Source organism: Nesterenkonia xinjiangensis (assembly GCF_013410745.1).
GTDB lineage: Bacteria > Actinomycetota > Actinomycetes > Actinomycetales > Micrococcaceae > Nesterenkonia > Nesterenkonia xinjiangensis.
In genome coordinates this window covers 1,080,448-1,096,484 of sequence record NZ_JACCFY010000001.1, presented here as the reverse complement: position 1 = coordinate 1,096,484, position 16,037 = coordinate 1,080,448, and the positions used below count along the sequence as shown (strand labels likewise).

At 68.9% G+C, this 16,037-nt stretch carries 16 protein-coding genes; 11 read left to right on the top strand and 5 right to left on the bottom strand.

The features are described from left to right. Positions 1-42 precede the first annotated feature (42 nt). Positions 43-246, top strand: a complete 204-nt coding sequence (locus HNR09_RS05130) for a cold-shock protein (RefSeq protein ID WP_179541064.1) — start codon at positions 43-45, stop codon at positions 244-246. A 161-nt stretch (positions 247-407) separates the two neighbouring features. Here HNR09_RS05130 and HNR09_RS05125 read toward each other — a convergent pair whose 3' ends face one another. Further along, positions 408-1,961, bottom strand: coding sequence for an MFS transporter (locus tag HNR09_RS05125; RefSeq protein WP_179541063.1), 1,554 nt, complete (start codon positions 1,959-1,961; stop codon positions 408-410). A 239-nt stretch (positions 1,962-2,200) separates the two neighbouring features. On the opposite strand from HNR09_RS05125, the gene HNR09_RS05120 reads away from it, so the two are divergent. From HNR09_RS05120 to HNR09_RS05085, 8 genes are all read left to right on the top strand, one after another. Further along, positions 2,201-2,974 (top strand): MerR family transcriptional regulator, encoded by a 774-nt coding sequence (locus HNR09_RS05120; RefSeq protein ID WP_179541062.1) that lies wholly within the window; start codon positions 2,201-2,203, stop codon positions 2,972-2,974. Between the two features lie 141 nt (positions 2,975-3,115). After that, on the top strand, positions 3,116-3,865 hold the full coding sequence (locus HNR09_RS05115; protein WP_179541061.1) for a fasciclin domain-containing protein: 750 nt from the start codon (positions 3,116-3,118) through the stop codon (positions 3,863-3,865). A 198-nt stretch (positions 3,866-4,063) separates the two neighbouring features. Further along, positions 4,064-4,672, top strand: coding sequence for a sigma-70 family RNA polymerase sigma factor (locus HNR09_RS05110; RefSeq protein WP_179541060.1), 609 nt, complete (start codon positions 4,064-4,066; stop codon positions 4,670-4,672). Further along, positions 4,662-5,435: an anti-sigma factor gene (locus tag HNR09_RS05105; protein ID WP_179541059.1), complete on the top strand. Its 774-nt coding sequence runs from the start codon at positions 4,662-4,664 to the stop codon at positions 5,433-5,435. Before HNR09_RS05110 ends, HNR09_RS05105 begins: the two co-directional genes overlap by 11 nt. A gap of 55 nt (positions 5,436-5,490) precedes the next feature. Then, positions 5,491-7,122 carry a molybdopterin-dependent oxidoreductase gene (locus tag HNR09_RS05100; protein ID WP_179541058.1) on the top strand — a complete coding sequence of 544 codons (1,632 nt, stop codon included), beginning with the start codon at positions 5,491-5,493 and terminating at the stop codon, positions 7,120-7,122. Positions 7,123-7,246: 124 nt separating this feature from the next. Next, positions 7,247-8,263: a LacI family DNA-binding transcriptional regulator gene (locus HNR09_RS05095; protein WP_179541057.1), complete on the top strand. Its 1,017-nt coding sequence runs from the start codon at positions 7,247-7,249 to the stop codon at positions 8,261-8,263. 158 nt (positions 8,264-8,421) lie between these two features. Beyond that, complete coding sequence (arfA, locus tag HNR09_RS05090; RefSeq protein ID WP_179541056.1) at positions 8,422-9,915, top strand: arabinosylfuranosidase ArfA; 1,494 nt, start codon at positions 8,422-8,424, stop codon at positions 9,913-9,915. 226 nt (positions 9,916-10,141) lie between these two features. Further along, complete coding sequence (locus HNR09_RS05085) at positions 10,142-11,233, top strand: alkene reductase (protein WP_179541055.1); 1,092 nt, start codon at positions 10,142-10,144, stop codon at positions 11,231-11,233. Positions 11,234-11,348: 115 nt separating this feature from the next. Here HNR09_RS05085 and HNR09_RS05080 read toward each other — a convergent pair whose 3' ends face one another. Both HNR09_RS05080 and HNR09_RS05075 read right to left on the bottom strand, forming a co-directional pair. Continuing rightward, entirely contained in the window at positions 11,349-11,819 is a 471-nt protein-coding gene (locus HNR09_RS05080; protein WP_179541054.1) for a GNAT family N-acetyltransferase, read from the bottom strand. Between the two features lie 40 nt (positions 11,820-11,859). Continuing rightward, the gene (locus HNR09_RS05075; protein ID WP_179541053.1) at positions 11,860-12,168 is read right to left on the bottom strand and encodes a DUF4333 domain-containing protein; all 309 of its coding nucleotides are present in this window, start codon (positions 12,166-12,168) and stop codon (positions 11,860-11,862) included. A gap of 176 nt (positions 12,169-12,344) precedes the next feature. Between HNR09_RS05075 and HNR09_RS05070 the strand changes: the two genes are divergently transcribed. Further along, positions 12,345-13,367: a glycoside hydrolase family 113 protein gene (locus HNR09_RS05070; RefSeq protein ID WP_179541052.1), complete on the top strand. Its 1,023-nt coding sequence runs from the start codon at positions 12,345-12,347 to the stop codon at positions 13,365-13,367. A gap of 21 nt (positions 13,368-13,388) precedes the next feature. Here HNR09_RS05070 and HNR09_RS05065 read toward each other — a convergent pair whose 3' ends face one another. Beyond that, positions 13,389-13,871 carry a GNAT family N-acetyltransferase gene (locus tag HNR09_RS05065; RefSeq protein WP_179541051.1) on the bottom strand — a complete coding sequence of 161 codons (483 nt, stop codon included), beginning with the start codon at positions 13,869-13,871 and terminating at the stop codon, positions 13,389-13,391. 126 nt (positions 13,872-13,997) lie between these two features. On the opposite strand from HNR09_RS05065, the gene HNR09_RS05060 reads away from it, so the two are divergent. Next, positions 13,998-15,479, top strand: coding sequence for an SDR family oxidoreductase (locus HNR09_RS05060; RefSeq protein WP_179541050.1), 1,482 nt, complete (start codon positions 13,998-14,000; stop codon positions 15,477-15,479). Here the strand turns inward: HNR09_RS05060 and HNR09_RS05055 are convergent. Next, positions 15,430-15,987 carry a MarR family winged helix-turn-helix transcriptional regulator gene (locus HNR09_RS05055; protein WP_179541049.1) on the bottom strand — a complete coding sequence of 186 codons (558 nt, stop codon included), beginning with the start codon at positions 15,985-15,987 and terminating at the stop codon, positions 15,430-15,432. The two genes, HNR09_RS05060 and HNR09_RS05055, sit on opposite strands and share 50 nt — an antisense overlap. Positions 15,988-16,037: the final 50 nt, after the last annotated feature.

The window sequence follows — 16,037 nt, the reverse complement described above, 5'->3', positions numbered from 1 at the left end:
ATCGTGAGATTCGGTGCATCGTAGGAAAGTAAGGGAAACACAATGGCCACTGGCACCGTGAAATGGTTCAACGCTGAGAAGGGTTACGGGTTCATCGCACCCGACGACGGCTCGGACGACGTGTTCGCGCACTTCAGCGCGATTCAGTCCTCCGGGTTCCGCACCCTCGAGGAGAACCAGAAGGTGGAGTTCGAGACGGCTCGCGGCCCCAAGGGTCTGCAGGCTGAGAACATCCGCCCCGTCTGATCCCCAGCTCTCATCTCTGACCGTGACGCGCTCTGCGCGCCGGCGGTGAGCTGAACCATCAGAAGCACCGGCCCCCCGGAATCGCCTCGCGCGAATCCGGGGGGCCGGTGTCGTTCTCGGTGACATGAGGTTCACCGCCATCGTGGCCGGACGCCTGGGTCTCAGGCCTTGTCGGCGCCGGGCTCGCTGTCGCCGCGGAGCATGAGGAACACCATGACGGCTGCGGCGACGACGATCGCCACCGCGATCCCGCTCGTCAGGTGCACACTGCTGACGAAGGCCTCACGTGCGGCGTCCATGAGCGCATCCCCTGCGACGCCTCCGAGCTGCTCGGAGGCCGCGTGGGCGGCCCCCAGGGTCTGGGAGGCGGCGTCCATGGTGCCGGCGGGCACCCCGTCGACGTGCTCGATGCCGCCGCGGTAGCCGGAGGCCAGCACGCTGCCCAGCACGGCCACGCCGAGCGCGCCCCCGAGCTCATAGGAGGTCTCCGAGACCGCCGATGCCGCCCCGGCGCGATGCGGAGGAGCTGAGCTGAGCACGGCGTCGTTGGTCATGGTCTCCGCCAGGCCCACGCCCAGACCGATGAGGAAGAACGAGACCATCACGAAGCCCCAGCCGGTCTCGACCGGTGTGAGCATCAGCACCGCGTAGCCCGAGGCGGCGATGAGGATGCCTCCGACGATCACGGTGCGCAACGAGGTGGCGCGGGCGATCGGGATCACGATGAAGCTCGCGATCACGGAGATCACCAGGCCAGGGACCAGGGCCACCGAGGCCTGCAGCGGGGACATGCCGTAGCCCAGCTGCAGCAGCTGGGGCAGGAAGAACATCGACCCGACCATGGCGAAGACCAGCATGAAATTGGCGCTCACGCCGGCGCGGAACCGGCGCCGGGAGAACAGCTCGAGGTCCAGCAGCGGATGATCCAGGGTGCGCTGGCGTCGGACGAAGATCACCAGCAGTGCGACGCCCACCGCCAGAGCGGCGATCGGCAGGACCTCGACGCGTCCCTCGGCGAGCTTCTTGACGCCGAAGACCGCACTGATCATGCCGGTCAGGGAGAGCAGCACGCTCATCAGGTCCAGGCGCCCCGGGTTCGGATCGCGAGACTCGGTGACCAGAAACGGCATGGCGACCAGAATCAGGGCGACCACCGGCAGGTTGATCAGGAAGACCGAACCCCAGAAGAAGTGCTCCAGCAGGATTCCGCCGATGATCGGTCCCAGGGCCGCACCCGCGGAGAAGGCGGAGGCCCAGATGGCGATCGCCAGCGTGCGCTGCCGTGAGTCCGGGAACAGGTTCCGGATCAGGGAGAGCGTGGAGGGCATCAGCGTCGCGCCGGCCAGGCCCAGCAGGGCACGGGCGGCGATCAGCATCTCGGCGCTGATGCTGAAGGCGGCGAAGGCCGAGGCCAGGCCGAAGCCGGCGGTGCCGATCATCAGCAGCCGGCGTCGGCCGATCCTGTCACCGAGGGAGCCCATCGTGATGAGCAGGCCGGCCAGCATGAAGGCGTAGATGTCGACGATCCACAGCAGCTGGCCGCTGGTGGGCGCCAGGTCCTCGCTCAGATGCGGGACGGCGAAGCCGAGCACCGTCATGTCGACGGAGATGAGCACCACGGGGAGCACGAGAGTGGCCAGTCCGAGCCAGCCGCGTGCACCGGCTCGTGGTGCGGAGTTCTGGGTCTGGACGCTCGCGGTCAGCTGCGAGGACATCGTCCCTCACCTTTCGATCGCTGCGCGGGACGGCGGGCGCAGCGGTGTCAGTTTTGGTTCGTGCCGCCTGGGGCAGATCGGCGGCGCAGGGCACAGGGCCGTCCTGTCGAGCCGTGGGCGGCGCCCGGGCGGCTGGACGATCACCAGCGTAGCACGAAACATTACAGATGTAAGGTTTGCTCGCAGGCGCTTCCCTTGACGTTGACGTGACGTCAACCTCTAGCGTGGAGCCTATGGACATGACAGACCGTGAATGGAGCATCCAGGAGCTCTCCCGACGGGCAGGGGTGAGCAGCCGCACGCTGCGTCACTACGACGCGATCGGGCTCCTGGTGCCGACTCGTACGGGGTCGGACGGCAGGCGTCACTACGACGCCGAGGCCGTCGCCCGGCTTCAGCAGATCCTCGTCCTGCGAGACCTGGGGATGGCCCTGCCGGAGATCCGGGACACCGTGGCGCAGCCCGGCACGGAGGTCCACCGTCTGGAGCGCCTCGTCGAGAGGCTCGAGGCGGAGCAGGAGAGGCTCGGCGCGCAGATCCGCGCCGTGCGGCACACCCTGGAGGCCCGCAGCGACGGGCGCTCCCCGAGGATGGAGGCGATGATGGACGGCTTCAACGCGCAGTACAAAGATGAAGTGATCGAGCGCTGGGGTGAGGCGTCGCACCGTCGCAGCGACGAGTGGTGGAAGTCCAAGACCTATCAGGAGCAGGTGGAGCTCACGCGGGAGGCTGAGGACCTCATCACGCGCTGGACGCAGGCCGCGGCCGACGACGGCGACCCGCGGGGCGAGCGCGGTCAGGCGCTGGCCGCCGAGCAGGTCGCCTGGCTGCGCCAGATGCCCGGCACCCCGATGGAGTCCCAGGACCCCGCGGACCGGCGTCGCTATCTGGAATGCCTGGCGCACATGTACGTGGATGACGAACGGTTCGCCGCCACCTATGGCGGGCGCGAGAGCGCCGTCTTCGTCCGCGACGCCCTGCTCCTGCACCTGGAGGGGGACTCTCGGATCTGAGATCTGATCGGCTCTGGCCAGATGTGTCCAATCCGTCTCGGCGTCCGCTCCGAATCTTCTGTGACGGTCGGGCCGAGGACGGCCCGGTCGGCAGGTCGAGGACGATCCTCGGCGAGACGCACGACTACGAGGAGACCAGCCATGAAGACTCAGATGAAGTCCACCGCCTCCGCCGCCCTGGGGATCGGAGCGATCGCCCTTCTCGGGCTCACCGCCTGTGCCGGTGACACCACTGAGGACGGGGCCCCGGAAGAGGAGCAGGAGGAGACCACCCAGGACGAGGGCGTGACCGAGACCGACGAGGACACGGAAGACGACGCCACGGCCGAGGAGGAGGCCGACGAAGACATGGACGAGGACGCGGACATGGACGAGGACGCGGACCCGGCCGCTGAGCTGGTCGGGGCCTCCTGCGGCGACTATGCCGAGCAGGTGCCTGACGGCGACGGGTCGGTGGAGGGCATGGCCCAGGACCCGGTGGCCACCGCAGCCTCTAACAACCCGATGCTCACCACGCTGACCGCAGCGGTGTCCGGCGAGCTGAACTCCGACGTGGACCTGGTCGACACCCTCAACGGTGACGAGTTCACCGTCCTGGCACCTGTTGACGACGCCTTCGCCGATGTTCCCGAGGATGACCTGAACGCCCTGGCCGAGGATGCCGACGCGCTGACCTCGGTGCTCACGTACCACGTGATTCCCGGTCAGCTGAGCCCCGATGAGATCGCCGGTGAGCACGAGACCGTCAACGGCGACATCGTGGAGATCACCGGCGAGGGCGAGGACCTCATGTTCGACGACGCCGGTCTGGTGTGCGGCGGGGTGCAGACCTCCAACGCCACGGTCTACATGATCGACGGGGTGCTCATGCCGGAGATGGCCGAGCAGTGATGAGGCGCCTTCGAGAGGGACCCTGAGGTTCCTCAGCTCCGAGGTCGCTTCGGCGCCCGGGCAGGTGGTCCTGCGGGGCCTCCGCCCGGGCGCCGTCGTCGTCTCAGGCTTCCCCCACAGCGGGTTCGCAGTGGGGGAGAGGCGGGGCGGACTGGGGTAGCAGTTCCTGTCTGCGCGCTGACCTGGCATGCTTATGGCATGCTCGAACCCGAAGACAGGCCGACGCGGAGGGGGCCGAACCCTCCCTCGGCCGGCCCCGACCCCTGCGGCGAGCTGCTCGTGCGCACGGCGGCCGGAGACACGCGGGCGTTCGAAGAGCTCTTCCGGAGCCAGGGATCCGTGCTCCTGGCCGTCATCCTGCGGATCGTGCGCAGCCGCGCGCTGGCCGAAGAGGTCCTGCAGGACGTCTTCGCCGAGGTGTGGGAGGACTGCACCCGCTTCGAATCGTCCCGTGGCAGCGGCCGCGCCTGGCTCGTGACCATCTCTCGTCGGCGGGCGATCGACCGGGTACGCTCGGTCAGCGCGCAGCGCGTACGAGACACCGCCCATGGGGAGCGGCAGCTCCATGAGACGGCTCCGGACGTGCAGCACGAGGCGTTGGAGAACATCGAATCAGCCCGGGCGGCCCGAGCCGTCAAGGGACTGCCGGAGGAGCAGGCGCGGGCCATCGCGCTCGCCTACTATCGCGGCATGACGCACGTCGAGATCGCAGACCATCTCGGCGTCCCCCTGGGCACCGTCAAGACGAGGATCAGGGACGGCATGCGACGTCTACGGAGTTCACTGGGGGTGACCGATGCACGCTGATCGAGAGTATCTCGCCGCAGGGTATGTGCTCGGTGGCCTGGACGTCGAGGAGATCGCCCAGGCCGAGCAGCTCCTGCAGGACGATGCCGGGTTCGCCCGTGAGGTCGCGGACTTCGAGGAGACCATGGCGCTGGTGGCCGCCGACGACGACCAGGTGGCACCATCCGAGGAGGCGGCCCGTGCCATCCTGGCCATCCCCGGTCCGCGCCCATCCGCGGATGCTGCCGCGCAGGACGTCGCGCCCGCCACTGAGCCGCGCCCCGATGCCGACCGTCGTCCCCGAGCGCGGCGGAACGGTCCGGCGCTCTACTTCGCCCTGGCGGCCTCGCTGCTCCTGCTCCTCTGTGCGGTCCTGGGAGGGACGGCGCTGCGCATCCATGCGGAGAACGAGCAGCTGCGGGAGACCGTGGCCGGACTCGGCTCCGAACAGGAGCATTCGGAGCAGCTTCTGGGCGCCCCGGATCTGGAGGCGCGGCACGTTGAGGTGGGTGACGGCTCCAGCGTGACCGTCTCCTTCTCGGTCGCCGAGCAGCTGATCCTGGTCACTCCGCATGACATGGATGATCCGGCCGAGGGCGAGGACCTGCAGATGTGGATCATCGACCAGGACGGCGCCCATGACGCCGGCCTGATGACTGCTGAGGGCCCGGCTGTGATCTCCGGCCGTCCGTTCTCCGCTGATGCCGCGTTCGGCATCACCGTGGAGCCCGAGGGCGGCTCGGAGGAACCGACCTCGGATCCGTTGGTCGTGGCCGAGCTGTGAGGTCCTGGCAGCTCCGCGGGGCCATCCAAACCCGGGAGGGCTCCGAACACAGAGCATGGATACAGCCCTGCTGAGAAGGACATGGGGGCTCCGGCGGCACGCAGTCGCCGGAGTGCTCGCCGCAGCCCTGCTCCTCGCGATCGGGGACGTGGTCGCCCGGTTCTTCCTGCCGGCGGCCTCTCCGCTGGTCGCACTGGGGTCCACCGTCATCGAGTTCGCCCCGCCGGCGGTCCAGGAGATGGCGATCTCGGTGCTGGGCCCGTTGAACAAGCCTGTGCTGTTCTTGGGTATGGGGCTGGTCGGAGCGGCGGCCGCGGCAGGAATCGGTGCGATCGGCCGGCGTCGTCCGCTGATCGCCTCCGGGGTGTTCCTCGGTGTCGCGGCGGTGCTGCTGGTGGCAGTGGCCCGCCGGCCGGAGACCGGTGCTGGTGATCTGCTCCCCGGACTCCTGGGAGCCGCTGTCGGGCTGGCCGCTCTGCTGGGCCTCTGGAGGCTCGCCGGGAGCGGCGCCGCAGCCGAGCACCCGGCTCCAGAGCCGCATGCTGATCCCGATGCTGATCCCCATAGTGAGCCTCATCCTGAGCCGCATAGTGGTCCGTGGCCGGGTTCCCGCCCCGGTTCGAGGCGGGCTTTCCTGGCGGCCGCCTCCGGGGCCACCGCCTTGGCCATCACCTGCTTCGCCGTCGGACGATCCATCGGAGCCTTCGGCCGAGGGGTGGGGGAGCGGCTGGTCGAGCTGGTCCTGCCGCAGCCTGCCCGTGCGGCATCCCCGATCCCCGCCGCCGCTTCGGTCGACGTCGACGGGGTTCCGCCGTTCATCACCCCCAACGATGACTTCTACCGCATCGACACCGCGTTGGTGGTCCCGGAGCTGGAGCCCGGGGAATGGAGCCTCCGGATCACCGGCATGGTGGAGGAGGAGGTCAGCCTCGACATGAGCGAGCTGCTTGACCTGCCGCTGGAGGAGCATCACGTCACGCTGACCTGCGTCTCCAACCCTGTCGGCGGTGACCTGCTGGGCACCGCCACCTGGCTGGGGTTCCCCGTGCGGGATCTGCTGGCCCGGGCGCGCCCCCTGCCTGAGGCGGACATGGTGCTCTCCCGATCCGTCGACGGCTTCACCGCGTCGACACCGCTGGAGGCGCTCACCGATGAGCGTGCCTCGCTTCTGGCGGTGGGGATGAACGGCGAGCCTCTGCCAAGGCAGCACGGCTTCCCGGCGCGGCTGGTCGTACCGGGCCTCTACGGGTATGTCTCGGCGACGAAATGGGTCGTGGAGCTCCACCTCACCCGTTTCGACCAGGACACCGCCTACTGGACCGATCGCGGCTGGGACGAGAAGGGTCCGGTCCTCGTCGCCTCACGCATCGACGTGCCGCGTCCCTTGGCCACGGTGCCCCACGACGAGGTCGTCGTCGCCGGCACCGCCTGGGCGCAGCACGACGGGGTCGCCGCAGTGGAGGTCAGGGTCGACGACGGCGACTGGCAGGAGGTCGAACTGGCCGCCGAGGTTACGGTGGACACGTGGCGGCAGTGGCGTCTGCCTCTCGACGGTGTGGAGCCCGGCAGGCACGCCGTGACCGTGCGGGCGACCTCCGTCTCCGGGGACCTGCAGATCGGCGAGCGCAGAGATCCCATCCCCAACGCCGCCACGGGGCACCACCGGATCGAGTTCCAGGTCGAGTGACGCACCTCCTGGCTCCGGACGGCGGGCAGCCTGACCCCCGGTGATCCGAGCGTCGGACCCGCGGCGTTGTACGGTGGTCTCACGCCGGTCTCAGGAGTGCTGAGGCGGGCCCAGGAGGGAGCACATGGCCGTCACACTGCGCGACGTCGCCCAACGCGCCGGAGTCTCGATCAAGACGGTGTCCAACGTGGTGCATGAGCGGCAGTACGTGAAGGACTCCACACGGGAGGTGGTGCAGGCGGCCATCGATGAGCTGGGGTACCGGCCCAACCTCTCCGCCCGCAGCCTGCGAAGCGGCCGCTCCGGGGTCATCGGTCTCGCGCTTCCGGAGGTTCGGCTGCCCTACTTCGCGGAGCTCGCCGATTCGGTGATCACCGAGGCCAAGGAGCGGGGGCACACCGTGCTGATCGAGCAGACCGGCGCGGAGGTCTCCTCGGAGCGTGAGCTGCTGCGCAGCCCGCGCCTGCAGCTGACCGATGGTCTGATCTTCAGCCCGCTGGCGCTCTCCCAGGCCGATGTCGGCCTCCTCGACGTCGACTACCCGCTGGTCCTGCTGGGTGAGCGGATCTTCGACGGCCCCTGTGATCATGTGGTGATGGACAACGTCGCCGCCGCGCGCGCCGCCACGGCGCACCTCATCGACACCGGCTGCCGCCGGATCGCCGTCATCGGCGCCCACCGGGACGAGGATCAGGGCTCGGCCGCCCTGCGGCTGCGCGGATATCAGCAGGCTCTGCAGGCTGCGGGACTGCCGCTGGACGAGGAGCTGGTCGCCTACGTGGGGCTGTGGCACCGTCACGACGGCGCGGAGGCGATGCGCGAGCTGCTCGCCTCCGGGGTGGAGGTGGACGGCGTCTTCGGCATGAACGACACCCTCGCCTTGGGAGCCATGCGTGCCCTGCAGGATGCCGGCCTGGGCATCCCCGGCGACGTCAGGGTCATCGGCTTCGACGACCTCGAGGAGACCAGGTACACGGCTCCCACGCTGTCCTCGGTGGATCCGGGGCGGATGGAGATCGCTCAGACGGCGGTCCAGGTGCTCCTCGAACGCATCGAGGAGCGACTCTCCGGCACCGAGCGTGCACCGCGGCGGCAGCACACCACCAGCTATCGCGTGGTGTCCAGGGAGTCCAGCGCCTGAAGGTGGAGGCACCGAGCGGCGGTTGTGCCCGCCGGTCCTCTGCGGTCCTCCCCTTGACGTCCAAGGGTGAATCAGGTCACCATATCTTCAGCCGCATTTCAACGTTGAAATCAATTCCAACGATGTAACGCGCTGACCAGACCCTCAGGAAGGACCTCATGACCTCCGCCAGCATCCGCATCGACCCCGACGCCGTCGTCGCGCCCCTGGACCGCCGCATCTTCGGTGGATTCGTGGAGCACCTCGGCCGCCATGTCTACGACGGCATCTTCGAGCCCGGCCACGCGGAGGCCGACGAGCTCGGTTTCCGTAAGGACGTCACCGCCCTGGTCAAGGAGCTGGGTGTGAGCACCATCCGCTATCCCGGCGGCAACTTCGTCTCCGGCTACCGCTGGGAGGACGGCGTCGGCCCGCGCGATCAGCGCCCAGTCCGCCGGGACCTCGCCTGGCACGCCCTGGAGACCAACCAGGTGGGCCTGAACGAGTTCGCCACCTGGCTCAAACAGCTCGACAGCGAGCTGATGCTCGCGGTCAACCTCGGCACCCGCGGCATCCAGGAGGCCCTGGACCTTCTCGAGTACACCAACCACCCCTCCGGCACCGCGTTGAGCGACCTGCGCACCGAGCACGGCTACCCGGAGCCCTGGGACGTGACCATGTGGTGCCTGGGCAACGAGATGGACGGCCCCTGGCAGACGGGCTACATGACCGCCGAGGACTACGGCAAGATCGCCGCGCGCACCGGTCAGGCCATGAAGTCCGCCCAGCGAGACCTGCAGCTGGTCGTGTGCGGCTCCTCTGGATCCTCCATGCCGACCTTCGGCGAGTGGGAGCGCACCGTGCTGGAGGAGTCCTACGACCACGTGGACTTCATCTCCGCTCACGCCTACTACCAGGAGCGCAACGGGGACCTCGACTCCTACCTGGCCTCCGCGCAGGACATGCGGTACTTCATCGACACGGTGGTCGCCACCGCGGACCACGTCAAGCACCGCCGCAAGTCTGACAAGACCATCATGATCTCCTTCGACGAGTGGAACATCTGGTACCTGGACGAGCACCAGGCATCCGACGAGGTCAACGATGAATGGCGGATCGCCCCGCGACAGCTGGAGGACGTCTACTCGGTGGCCGACGCCGTCGTCTTCGGCTCCCTGCTGATGACCCTTCTGGAGCGGCATGACCGTGTCCGCTCCGCCTCCCTGGCGCAGCTGGTCAATGTGATCGCCCCGATCATGACCGAGCCGGGTGGCCCGGCCTGGAGGCAGACCACCTTCTTCCCGTTCTCTGTGACGTCCCGGCTGGCCCAGGGGCGCGTGCTGCGTCCCGAGGTCATCGCCGAGACGGTGGAGTCCGCTGTCTACGGACAGAGCTCCGCCGTGGACTGCGTGGCCACCGACGGCGACGACAGCTCCGCGATCTTCCTGCTCAACCGCAGCCGCGAGGCTGTGGAGGTCACCGTGGACATCGCCGGCCTGGAGCGCAGCTCCATCGCTGAGGCCGTCACCCTCTGGGACGAGGACCTCTCCGCGAAGAACACCCTCGAGCAGCCTGACCGCGTCGGGCTGCGTGACGCCCAGGCCGAGCTGTCCGACGGTGCGCTGACCATCCGCTTGGAGCCTGTGTCCTGGACGGCGATCAGCCTGGCCTGAGCCCTTTCCCGAGGTGAGATGGTGTGTTTCGGCCGGAACTGGGCCCTCTGAGGCTCCATTGAGGCCGAAACACACCATCTCAACGGGTGGTGAGGGCTGAGGAGGGGCAGCGCGGCGGGGCCCAGTCCGGGGCAGGCTGTGAGGTCTGGCACGCGCAGGAATCAACGCGCCGCCGTCGTCGTTGCCGGTTTCTGGAACGAACCGTCTCGGTGAAAGGACCGTGCTGATGCACCTCGCCGTCCAGGAGAAGCTCTTCTCCGCCCTCTCCCTCGGCGCGCTGGAGCTGCGCAACCGAGTCGTCATGGCCCCGCTCACCCGGCTTCGCGCCGACGACGACGGGGTCCCCACTGCGCTGCAGGTGGAGCACTACGCCCAGCGCGCCTCGCTGGGGATGATCATCGCCGAGGGGACCTGGCCCGTGCGGGAGGGCCGCACCTGGACCGGCCAGCCCGGCATCGAGACCCAGTCGCACATCGACGGCTGGCGGCAGGTCACCGACGCCGTCCACGCCGCCGGCGGCACCATCGTGCTGCAGATCATGCACGGCGGACGCATCTCCCACGGGCTCCTCACCGGCACCGGGAGGGTCGTCGCTCCCAGCGCGATCGCTGCACCAGGGGAGATCCGCACCCCTGAAGGCAAGCAGGAGCACCCGGTGCCGCACGCACTGGAGGCGGAGGAGATCCCAGAGATTGTGGAAGGCTTCGCACAGGCTGCGGAGAACGCGATCACCGCAGGGTTTGACGGCGTGCAGGTCCATGGTGCCAACGGATACCTGCTGCACCAGTTCACCTCCCCGGTCTCCAACCAGCGTCAGGACTCCTACGGAGGGACACCGGAGAACCGCGCGCGGCTCTCCGTGGAGGTCACCCGGGCGGTGGCGGAGGCCATCGGTGCTGAACGCACCAGCATCCGACTCTCCCCGCAGCACGGCATCCAAGGTGCGTTGGAACCTGACGACGCCGACGCTCTGGCCACCTACACCGCGCTCGCCGAAGGGCTCGCCCCGCTGAACCTGGCCTTCATCGACGTACTCAGTGCGGACCTGTCCGGCGAGCTGGTCCAGACCATCCGCCGAGTCTCAGGGGCCCCGTTGGTGGGAAACTCCGGCTTCGGTGTGGTCACCACCCGGGAAGAAGCCTCGGTGCTGCTCGCCGAGGAGACGGTCGACGCCGTCGCCGTCGGCCGGGCCGCCCTCGCCAACCCGGACCTGCTCCGCCGCTGGGAGGAGGGCCTCGAGGAGAACCAGGCCCGGCCCGAGGCCTTCTACGCCGGCGGGGCGCGCGGCTACACGGACTACCCTGCCTGGCAGGGCTGATCCCTCACCCTGTCGGCTCTGGCGCCCGGATCTGCCATAGCCGACGATCGAAGGCTACGTGCGGTCCGTCCGGCAGCCAGGGGCCAGGCGGTCGGGATTCGACGACTATTCGGACTCAGCTGAGGTCCTTGGCGAAGAACAGCTCGGCCTCGGAGTTGTCGTTGTACCGCTGGATGCGCTGATATCCGGCTCGGCCATAGAGGGAGATGGCTTCTTTGAGTGCCCCGTTCGTATCCAGAATCATCTGCGCGCAACCGCGTGCGGCCGCGAGTTCCTCCAGGCGGCTGAGCACGCGTGCCCCCAGGCCTGCCCCGCGCCAGTCGGGGTGGACCCACATGCGCTTGACCTCGGCGGCGCCTTCGATGATCGCGTCTTCGTGGCCCACGGCCGGCCTGATCCCGCCGTAGGCCACAGGGTGGATTCCTGCAGTGGCGACCACATACGTGGCCCCCGGCTCGGGGGCGTCCAATGGCCCCGGTGCGAATCCGAACCGCCTGTGGAGCTCTTCCATGTAGGCCCGCTGGGCTCGGCGGGCCAGGTGGTGGTCCACGGGGACCTCGCGCAGCGGCATCGTGGACGCTTTCATCAGCGGACCTCCGGTGGTCAGGGGCTAGAGGGAGGAGGGGTCAGTCCGTCGGCTCCTCGTCAACCTCGATGAGGAAGTTGATCTGGTCGTCCTCCTCGCCTTGGGAGGTCACGGTGGCACCGTAGTCCTCACCCTCATAGGTCAGGGTGCAGCGCACCTCAGAGCCCTCCTCGGCCGGGAGGGGATCGGGGCAGTCGACTGCGTCGAGCTCCACCCCGAACTCGCTGGTGAGAGTGCGCTCCACCTCCGCGGTGAGCTCATCAGGTTCGACCTCCGAGCTGCAGGCGGTCAGTGCCAGGGCTGCCACGCCCAGCATCGGGATCATGGCGGCGATTCGGGTGGTCTGCATAGGGGCCCCTCCTGTGTAGATGCGTGGGGCAAGTATAGAGGGGCGGTGTTTCCCTCGAACCGCCCCCGGATGACGGTGACTTCCGGCACTGGTCACGCTGGCCGCCTCCTGGCTATCGTCGGCTGCGCACGCCGATCCCGCCGCCGATCCCCATCGAGGCCCAGGAGCCCCCCCCCATGACGTTCAGCACGAATGCCCCGGCCCGGACTCTGCGGGGGATCGGCTATGACGCCGGGGTGATCTACGACGGCGACTTCGACTCACGGCCCGTCTGGGAGGCCGACGCTGTGCGTGCGGACCTTCGTGCCATCCGGAGACGCCTCGGTTGCGACGCCGTGCTCGTGATGGCGACCGACATCGACCGGCTGCTGGAGACCGCGCGGATCGCCTGCGAGGAAGGCCTGGCCGTCTGGATCCAGCCGCGGCTCTTCGACGCCAGGCGCGGTGAGATCGCAGAGCACCTCGCGGAGGTCGCCACACGGGCGGAGGAGCTGCGCCGAGACCATGGCACGGTGTCGCTGAACGTCGGATGCGAGCTGAGCCTCTCGGCGCGGGGCTTCACCCCGGGGCGGACGTTCTCCGCGCGCGGGACGCTGCTGCCGCTGTTCTCACTGCTGCTGCCCGTGGTGAATCTGCGCCTCCGCAGGTATCTGCGTCAGCTCGTGGAGGTGACCCGACAGCGCTTCAACGGCCCGGTCAGCTACGGGGCGGGGTCATGGGAACGCCCGGACTGGAGGATCTTCGACGTCGTCGGCCTGGACGCCTACCGAGATGCGTCCAATGCGCCGTGGTTCGCAAGGAGCCTGCGCCGCGCGGTCCAGAAGCATCACCGCGCGGATCGTCCGGTCCACATCGTCGAGTTCGGCACCTGCGCCTACGCCGGTGCCGCGGACAGCTCCTCGCAGGCGTCCGATGTCCTCCGGGAGGTCGACGGCGGACTGGAGGTGCCGGAGACCCTCGTGCGTGATGAGCAGGGTCAGGCCGACTACCTCGACGAGTTGTTCGACATCTTCGAGCAGGCCGAGGTCGACGGCACCTTCGTGTGGGGGTTCAGCGAGCCGCGTCTGACCCGCTCTGACGAGCCTCGGCAGGATCTCGACCTCGCCAGCTACGGGATCGTGGCCCCGCTGCCGGACGGCACCTGGCAGCCCAAGGCCGCCTTCGGCACCGTCGCCAGACGCCACGGAGCTGCTCCCTGACTCCGGGGCACCGGGGAGCCCTCACCCGGGGCCGTGCGCAAGAGGCTTCTTGAACCCCACATGAGATGCCGCATAGCCCAGCCCCTCGTAGAACCGATGGGCATCGGGCCGAGCGGCGTCGGAGGTGAGCTGGGCGAGCCCGCAGCCCCGTGCCTGGCCACGTTCCTCCGCATGCTCCATCAGGCGGCGTCCGATCCCGCCGCCGCGCAGCTCGGCGGCCACCCGAACGGCCTCGATGTGCAGCCGCGTCGCCCCGTTGCGCGAGATGCCGGGGATGTAGGTCAGCTGCATCACTGCGACCACGACGCCGTCCCGCTCGGCGACCACCAGCTCATCGTTCGGGCTGGCTTCGATGGCTTCGAATCCCCGGGAATGGGTCTCGGCGAGCTCTCCGGTGCGGGCCGCGGCGACGGCGTCGTCGCGGATCAGCTCGACGATCCGCGGGAGGTCCTCACGGCGGGCCTCGCGGAAGGTCAGGCCCAGAGGTCCGACGGTGGTGTCCATAGCGCGACCTTAGAGGCTCGCTCCGAGAGAGGCAACGCTGACCAGGGCCGACAGCCCCTGCTCGCGACCGCTGACGGGTGCTAGCGTGAGCGCTCATCAGCTCCATCGTTTCGAGGAGGCACGCCCATGGCACTGATCGCCGTCACCGGCGCCACCGGATACATCGGTGGCCGGCTCGTCCCGCAGCTCCTCTCCCGCGGCCATGAGGTGCGCGTGCTGACCCGCCGCGCGGACTCCCTGCGCGATGTCCCCTGGCGGAAGGACGTGGAGGTCCTCGAAGGCGACCTGACCGACATCGCGGCCGCCCGTGAGCTCTGCAAGGACGCCGAGGTCGTCTATTTCCTGGTCCATTCGATGACCGGAGGCGGTGACTTCGCCGCCACGGACAAGCGCTGTGCGGAGGCCGTGGGGCAGGCGGCGGCGGATCATGGGGTGCGCAGCATCGTCTACCTCTCCGGACTGCACCCGCAGGGCGAGCTGAGCCCGCATCTGCGTTCTCGGGTGGAGGTCGGCGAGATCCTGGAGGCCAGCGGGGTCCCCACGCTGACCCTGCAGGCCGGACTGGTCATCGGCTCCGGCTCGGCGAGCTTCGAGATGATCCGCCATCTCACCGATGTCCTGCCGGTGATGCCCTCGCCACGCTGGGTGCTCAATCAGATCCAGCCCATCGCGGTGCGGGACGCGCTGCACTACCTGGTCGGCGCCGCCGAGGAGGACCTGCCGGGCAGCATCCGCTGTGACATCGGCGGACCAGACGTCCACTCCTACGCCCAGCTGATGAAGATCTACGCGCGCACCGCCGAGCTGCGTGAGCCCCGGGTGCTGCCGCTGCCGGTGCTGACACCCTGGCTGGCCGCCCAGTGGGTCAACCTCGTGACCCCGATTCCGCGGTCCTTGGCCATCCCGCTGGTCGAGTCCCTGCAGCATGACTGCGTGGTCAAGGATCGCCGTATCGACGAGCTCATCGCCCCGCCGAAGGAAGGGCTCACCGCCTATCCGGAGGCTGTGGCCCTGGCCCTGGAGAAGATGTCCGCAGACCGGGTCGAGACCACCTGGGCGGCCTCCCATGCGCTGGACCTCCCCTCGGAGCCGCTGCCGTCGGACCCGGACTGGTCGGGCCGCACGGTGCTGCGCGATGAGCGTCATGCGCGGACGCCGGCCAGTCCGGAGGCTGTCTTCGCGGTGATCCAGGGCATCGGCGGGGAGAAGGGCTACTTCTCCCTGTCGAAGGCATGGCGGCTGCGCGGCCTGCTGGACAAGATCGTGGGCGGGGTCGGGCTGGGACGCGGGCGGAGGAGCCAGGAGTCGCTGCAGCTCGGTGAGGCGGTGGACTGGTGGCGCGTGGAGACCTTGGAGCCCGGACGCCTGCTGCGGCTGCGCGCCGAGATGAAGGTGCCCGGGCAGGCCTGGCTGGAGTTCACGGTCGAGCCTGACGACGACGGCGGCTCGCGCTACACCCAGCGGGCCATCTTCTTCCCTTCAGGGCTGGGCGGGCGCCTCTACTGGTTGGCGCTGACGCCGTTCCACGCGGTGATCTTCCGGAAGATGGCGGCCCGTCTCACGGCTGAGGCGGAGGCTCGGTCGCCGAGAGAGCGTCCAGGAACCTGATGACCACTTCGCGCTCCTCAACGGTGAGATCGGCGGCGGCATGGAACCGGCCTGCGTGGGAGCGCCCGATGGACTCCCTGGCGGTGCGATGAGTCTCCTCGGTGACCTCGATGGCCGTGCTGCGGCGATCCGCGGGATGGGGGAGCCTGCGGATGTGGTCCTGTGCGGCCAGACGGTCCAGGAGCTTGGTCACCGAGGCGGTGGAGACCCCGAGATGCCTGGCCAGGTCGCTGGGCGTGGCCAGCTGGGCGTTGCGCTGGGCGGCGATGATGTAGCGCAGCGCCCGCATGTCGGTCTCGCCCAGTTTCATGTACCTGCGCGAGGCCTCACTCATCCTGCGTTCGGTGGCGCGCCAGCGTCGAAGTGCTTCCATCACACGGACGACCTGGTCCAGATCGGCCTCGTCGAGGGATTCGTGCGAGACGATCTCCCCCTCGGGGTCCATGACGCGGGGATCGAGCAGGGAGAATGGCTCGCCCGGTTCGGGGGACGGACGCTTCGTGGTCATGAGGGTCTCTCGGTTATCATTAGCCAAGTTGATTACTAGCCATGTTAGCT

Bases quoted from the DNA above. Each gene is read 5' to 3' on its own strand.
- HNR09_RS05060 (WP_179541050.1), top strand. From the start codon at position 13,998: ATGGCACTGATCGCCGTCACCGGCGCCACCGGATACATCGGTGGCCGG.
- HNR09_RS05115 (WP_179541061.1), top strand. From the start codon at position 3,116: ATGAAGACTCAGATGAAGTCCACCGCCTCCGCCGCCCTGGGGATCGGA.
- HNR09_RS05130 (WP_179541064.1), top strand. From the start codon at position 43: ATGGCCACTGGCACCGTGAAATGGTTCAACGCTGAGAAGGGTTACGGG.
- HNR09_RS05055 (WP_179541049.1), bottom strand. From the start codon at position 15,987: ATGACCACGAAGCGTCCGTCCCCCGAACCGGGCGAGCCATTCTCCCTG.
- HNR09_RS05110 (WP_179541060.1), top strand. From the start codon at position 4,064: ATGCTCGAACCCGAAGACAGGCCGACGCGGAGGGGGCCGAACCCTCCC.
- HNR09_RS05065 (WP_179541051.1), bottom strand. From the start codon at position 13,871: ATGGACACCACCGTCGGACCTCTGGGCCTGACCTTCCGCGAGGCCCGC.
- arfA (WP_179541056.1), top strand. From the start codon at position 8,422: ATGACCTCCGCCAGCATCCGCATCGACCCCGACGCCGTCGTCGCGCCC.
- HNR09_RS05075 (WP_179541053.1), bottom strand. From the start codon at position 12,168: ATGCAGACCACCCGAATCGCCGCCATGATCCCGATGCTGGGCGTGGCA.
- HNR09_RS05085 (WP_179541055.1), top strand. From the start codon at position 10,142: ATGCACCTCGCCGTCCAGGAGAAGCTCTTCTCCGCCCTCTCCCTCGGC.
- HNR09_RS05105 (WP_179541059.1), top strand. From the start codon at position 4,662: ATGCACGCTGATCGAGAGTATCTCGCCGCAGGGTATGTGCTCGGTGGC.
- HNR09_RS05125 (WP_179541063.1), bottom strand. From the start codon at position 1,961: ATGTCCTCGCAGCTGACCGCGAGCGTCCAGACCCAGAACTCCGCACCA.
- HNR09_RS05070 (WP_179541052.1), top strand. From the start codon at position 12,345: ATGACGTTCAGCACGAATGCCCCGGCCCGGACTCTGCGGGGGATCGGC.
- HNR09_RS05120 (WP_179541062.1), top strand. From the start codon at position 2,201: ATGACAGACCGTGAATGGAGCATCCAGGAGCTCTCCCGACGGGCAGGG.
- HNR09_RS05080 (WP_179541054.1), bottom strand. From the start codon at position 11,819: ATGAAAGCGTCCACGATGCCGCTGCGCGAGGTCCCCGTGGACCACCAC.
- HNR09_RS05100 (WP_179541058.1), top strand. From the start codon at position 5,491: ATGGATACAGCCCTGCTGAGAAGGACATGGGGGCTCCGGCGGCACGCA.
- HNR09_RS05095 (WP_179541057.1), top strand. From the start codon at position 7,247: ATGGCCGTCACACTGCGCGACGTCGCCCAACGCGCCGGAGTCTCGATC.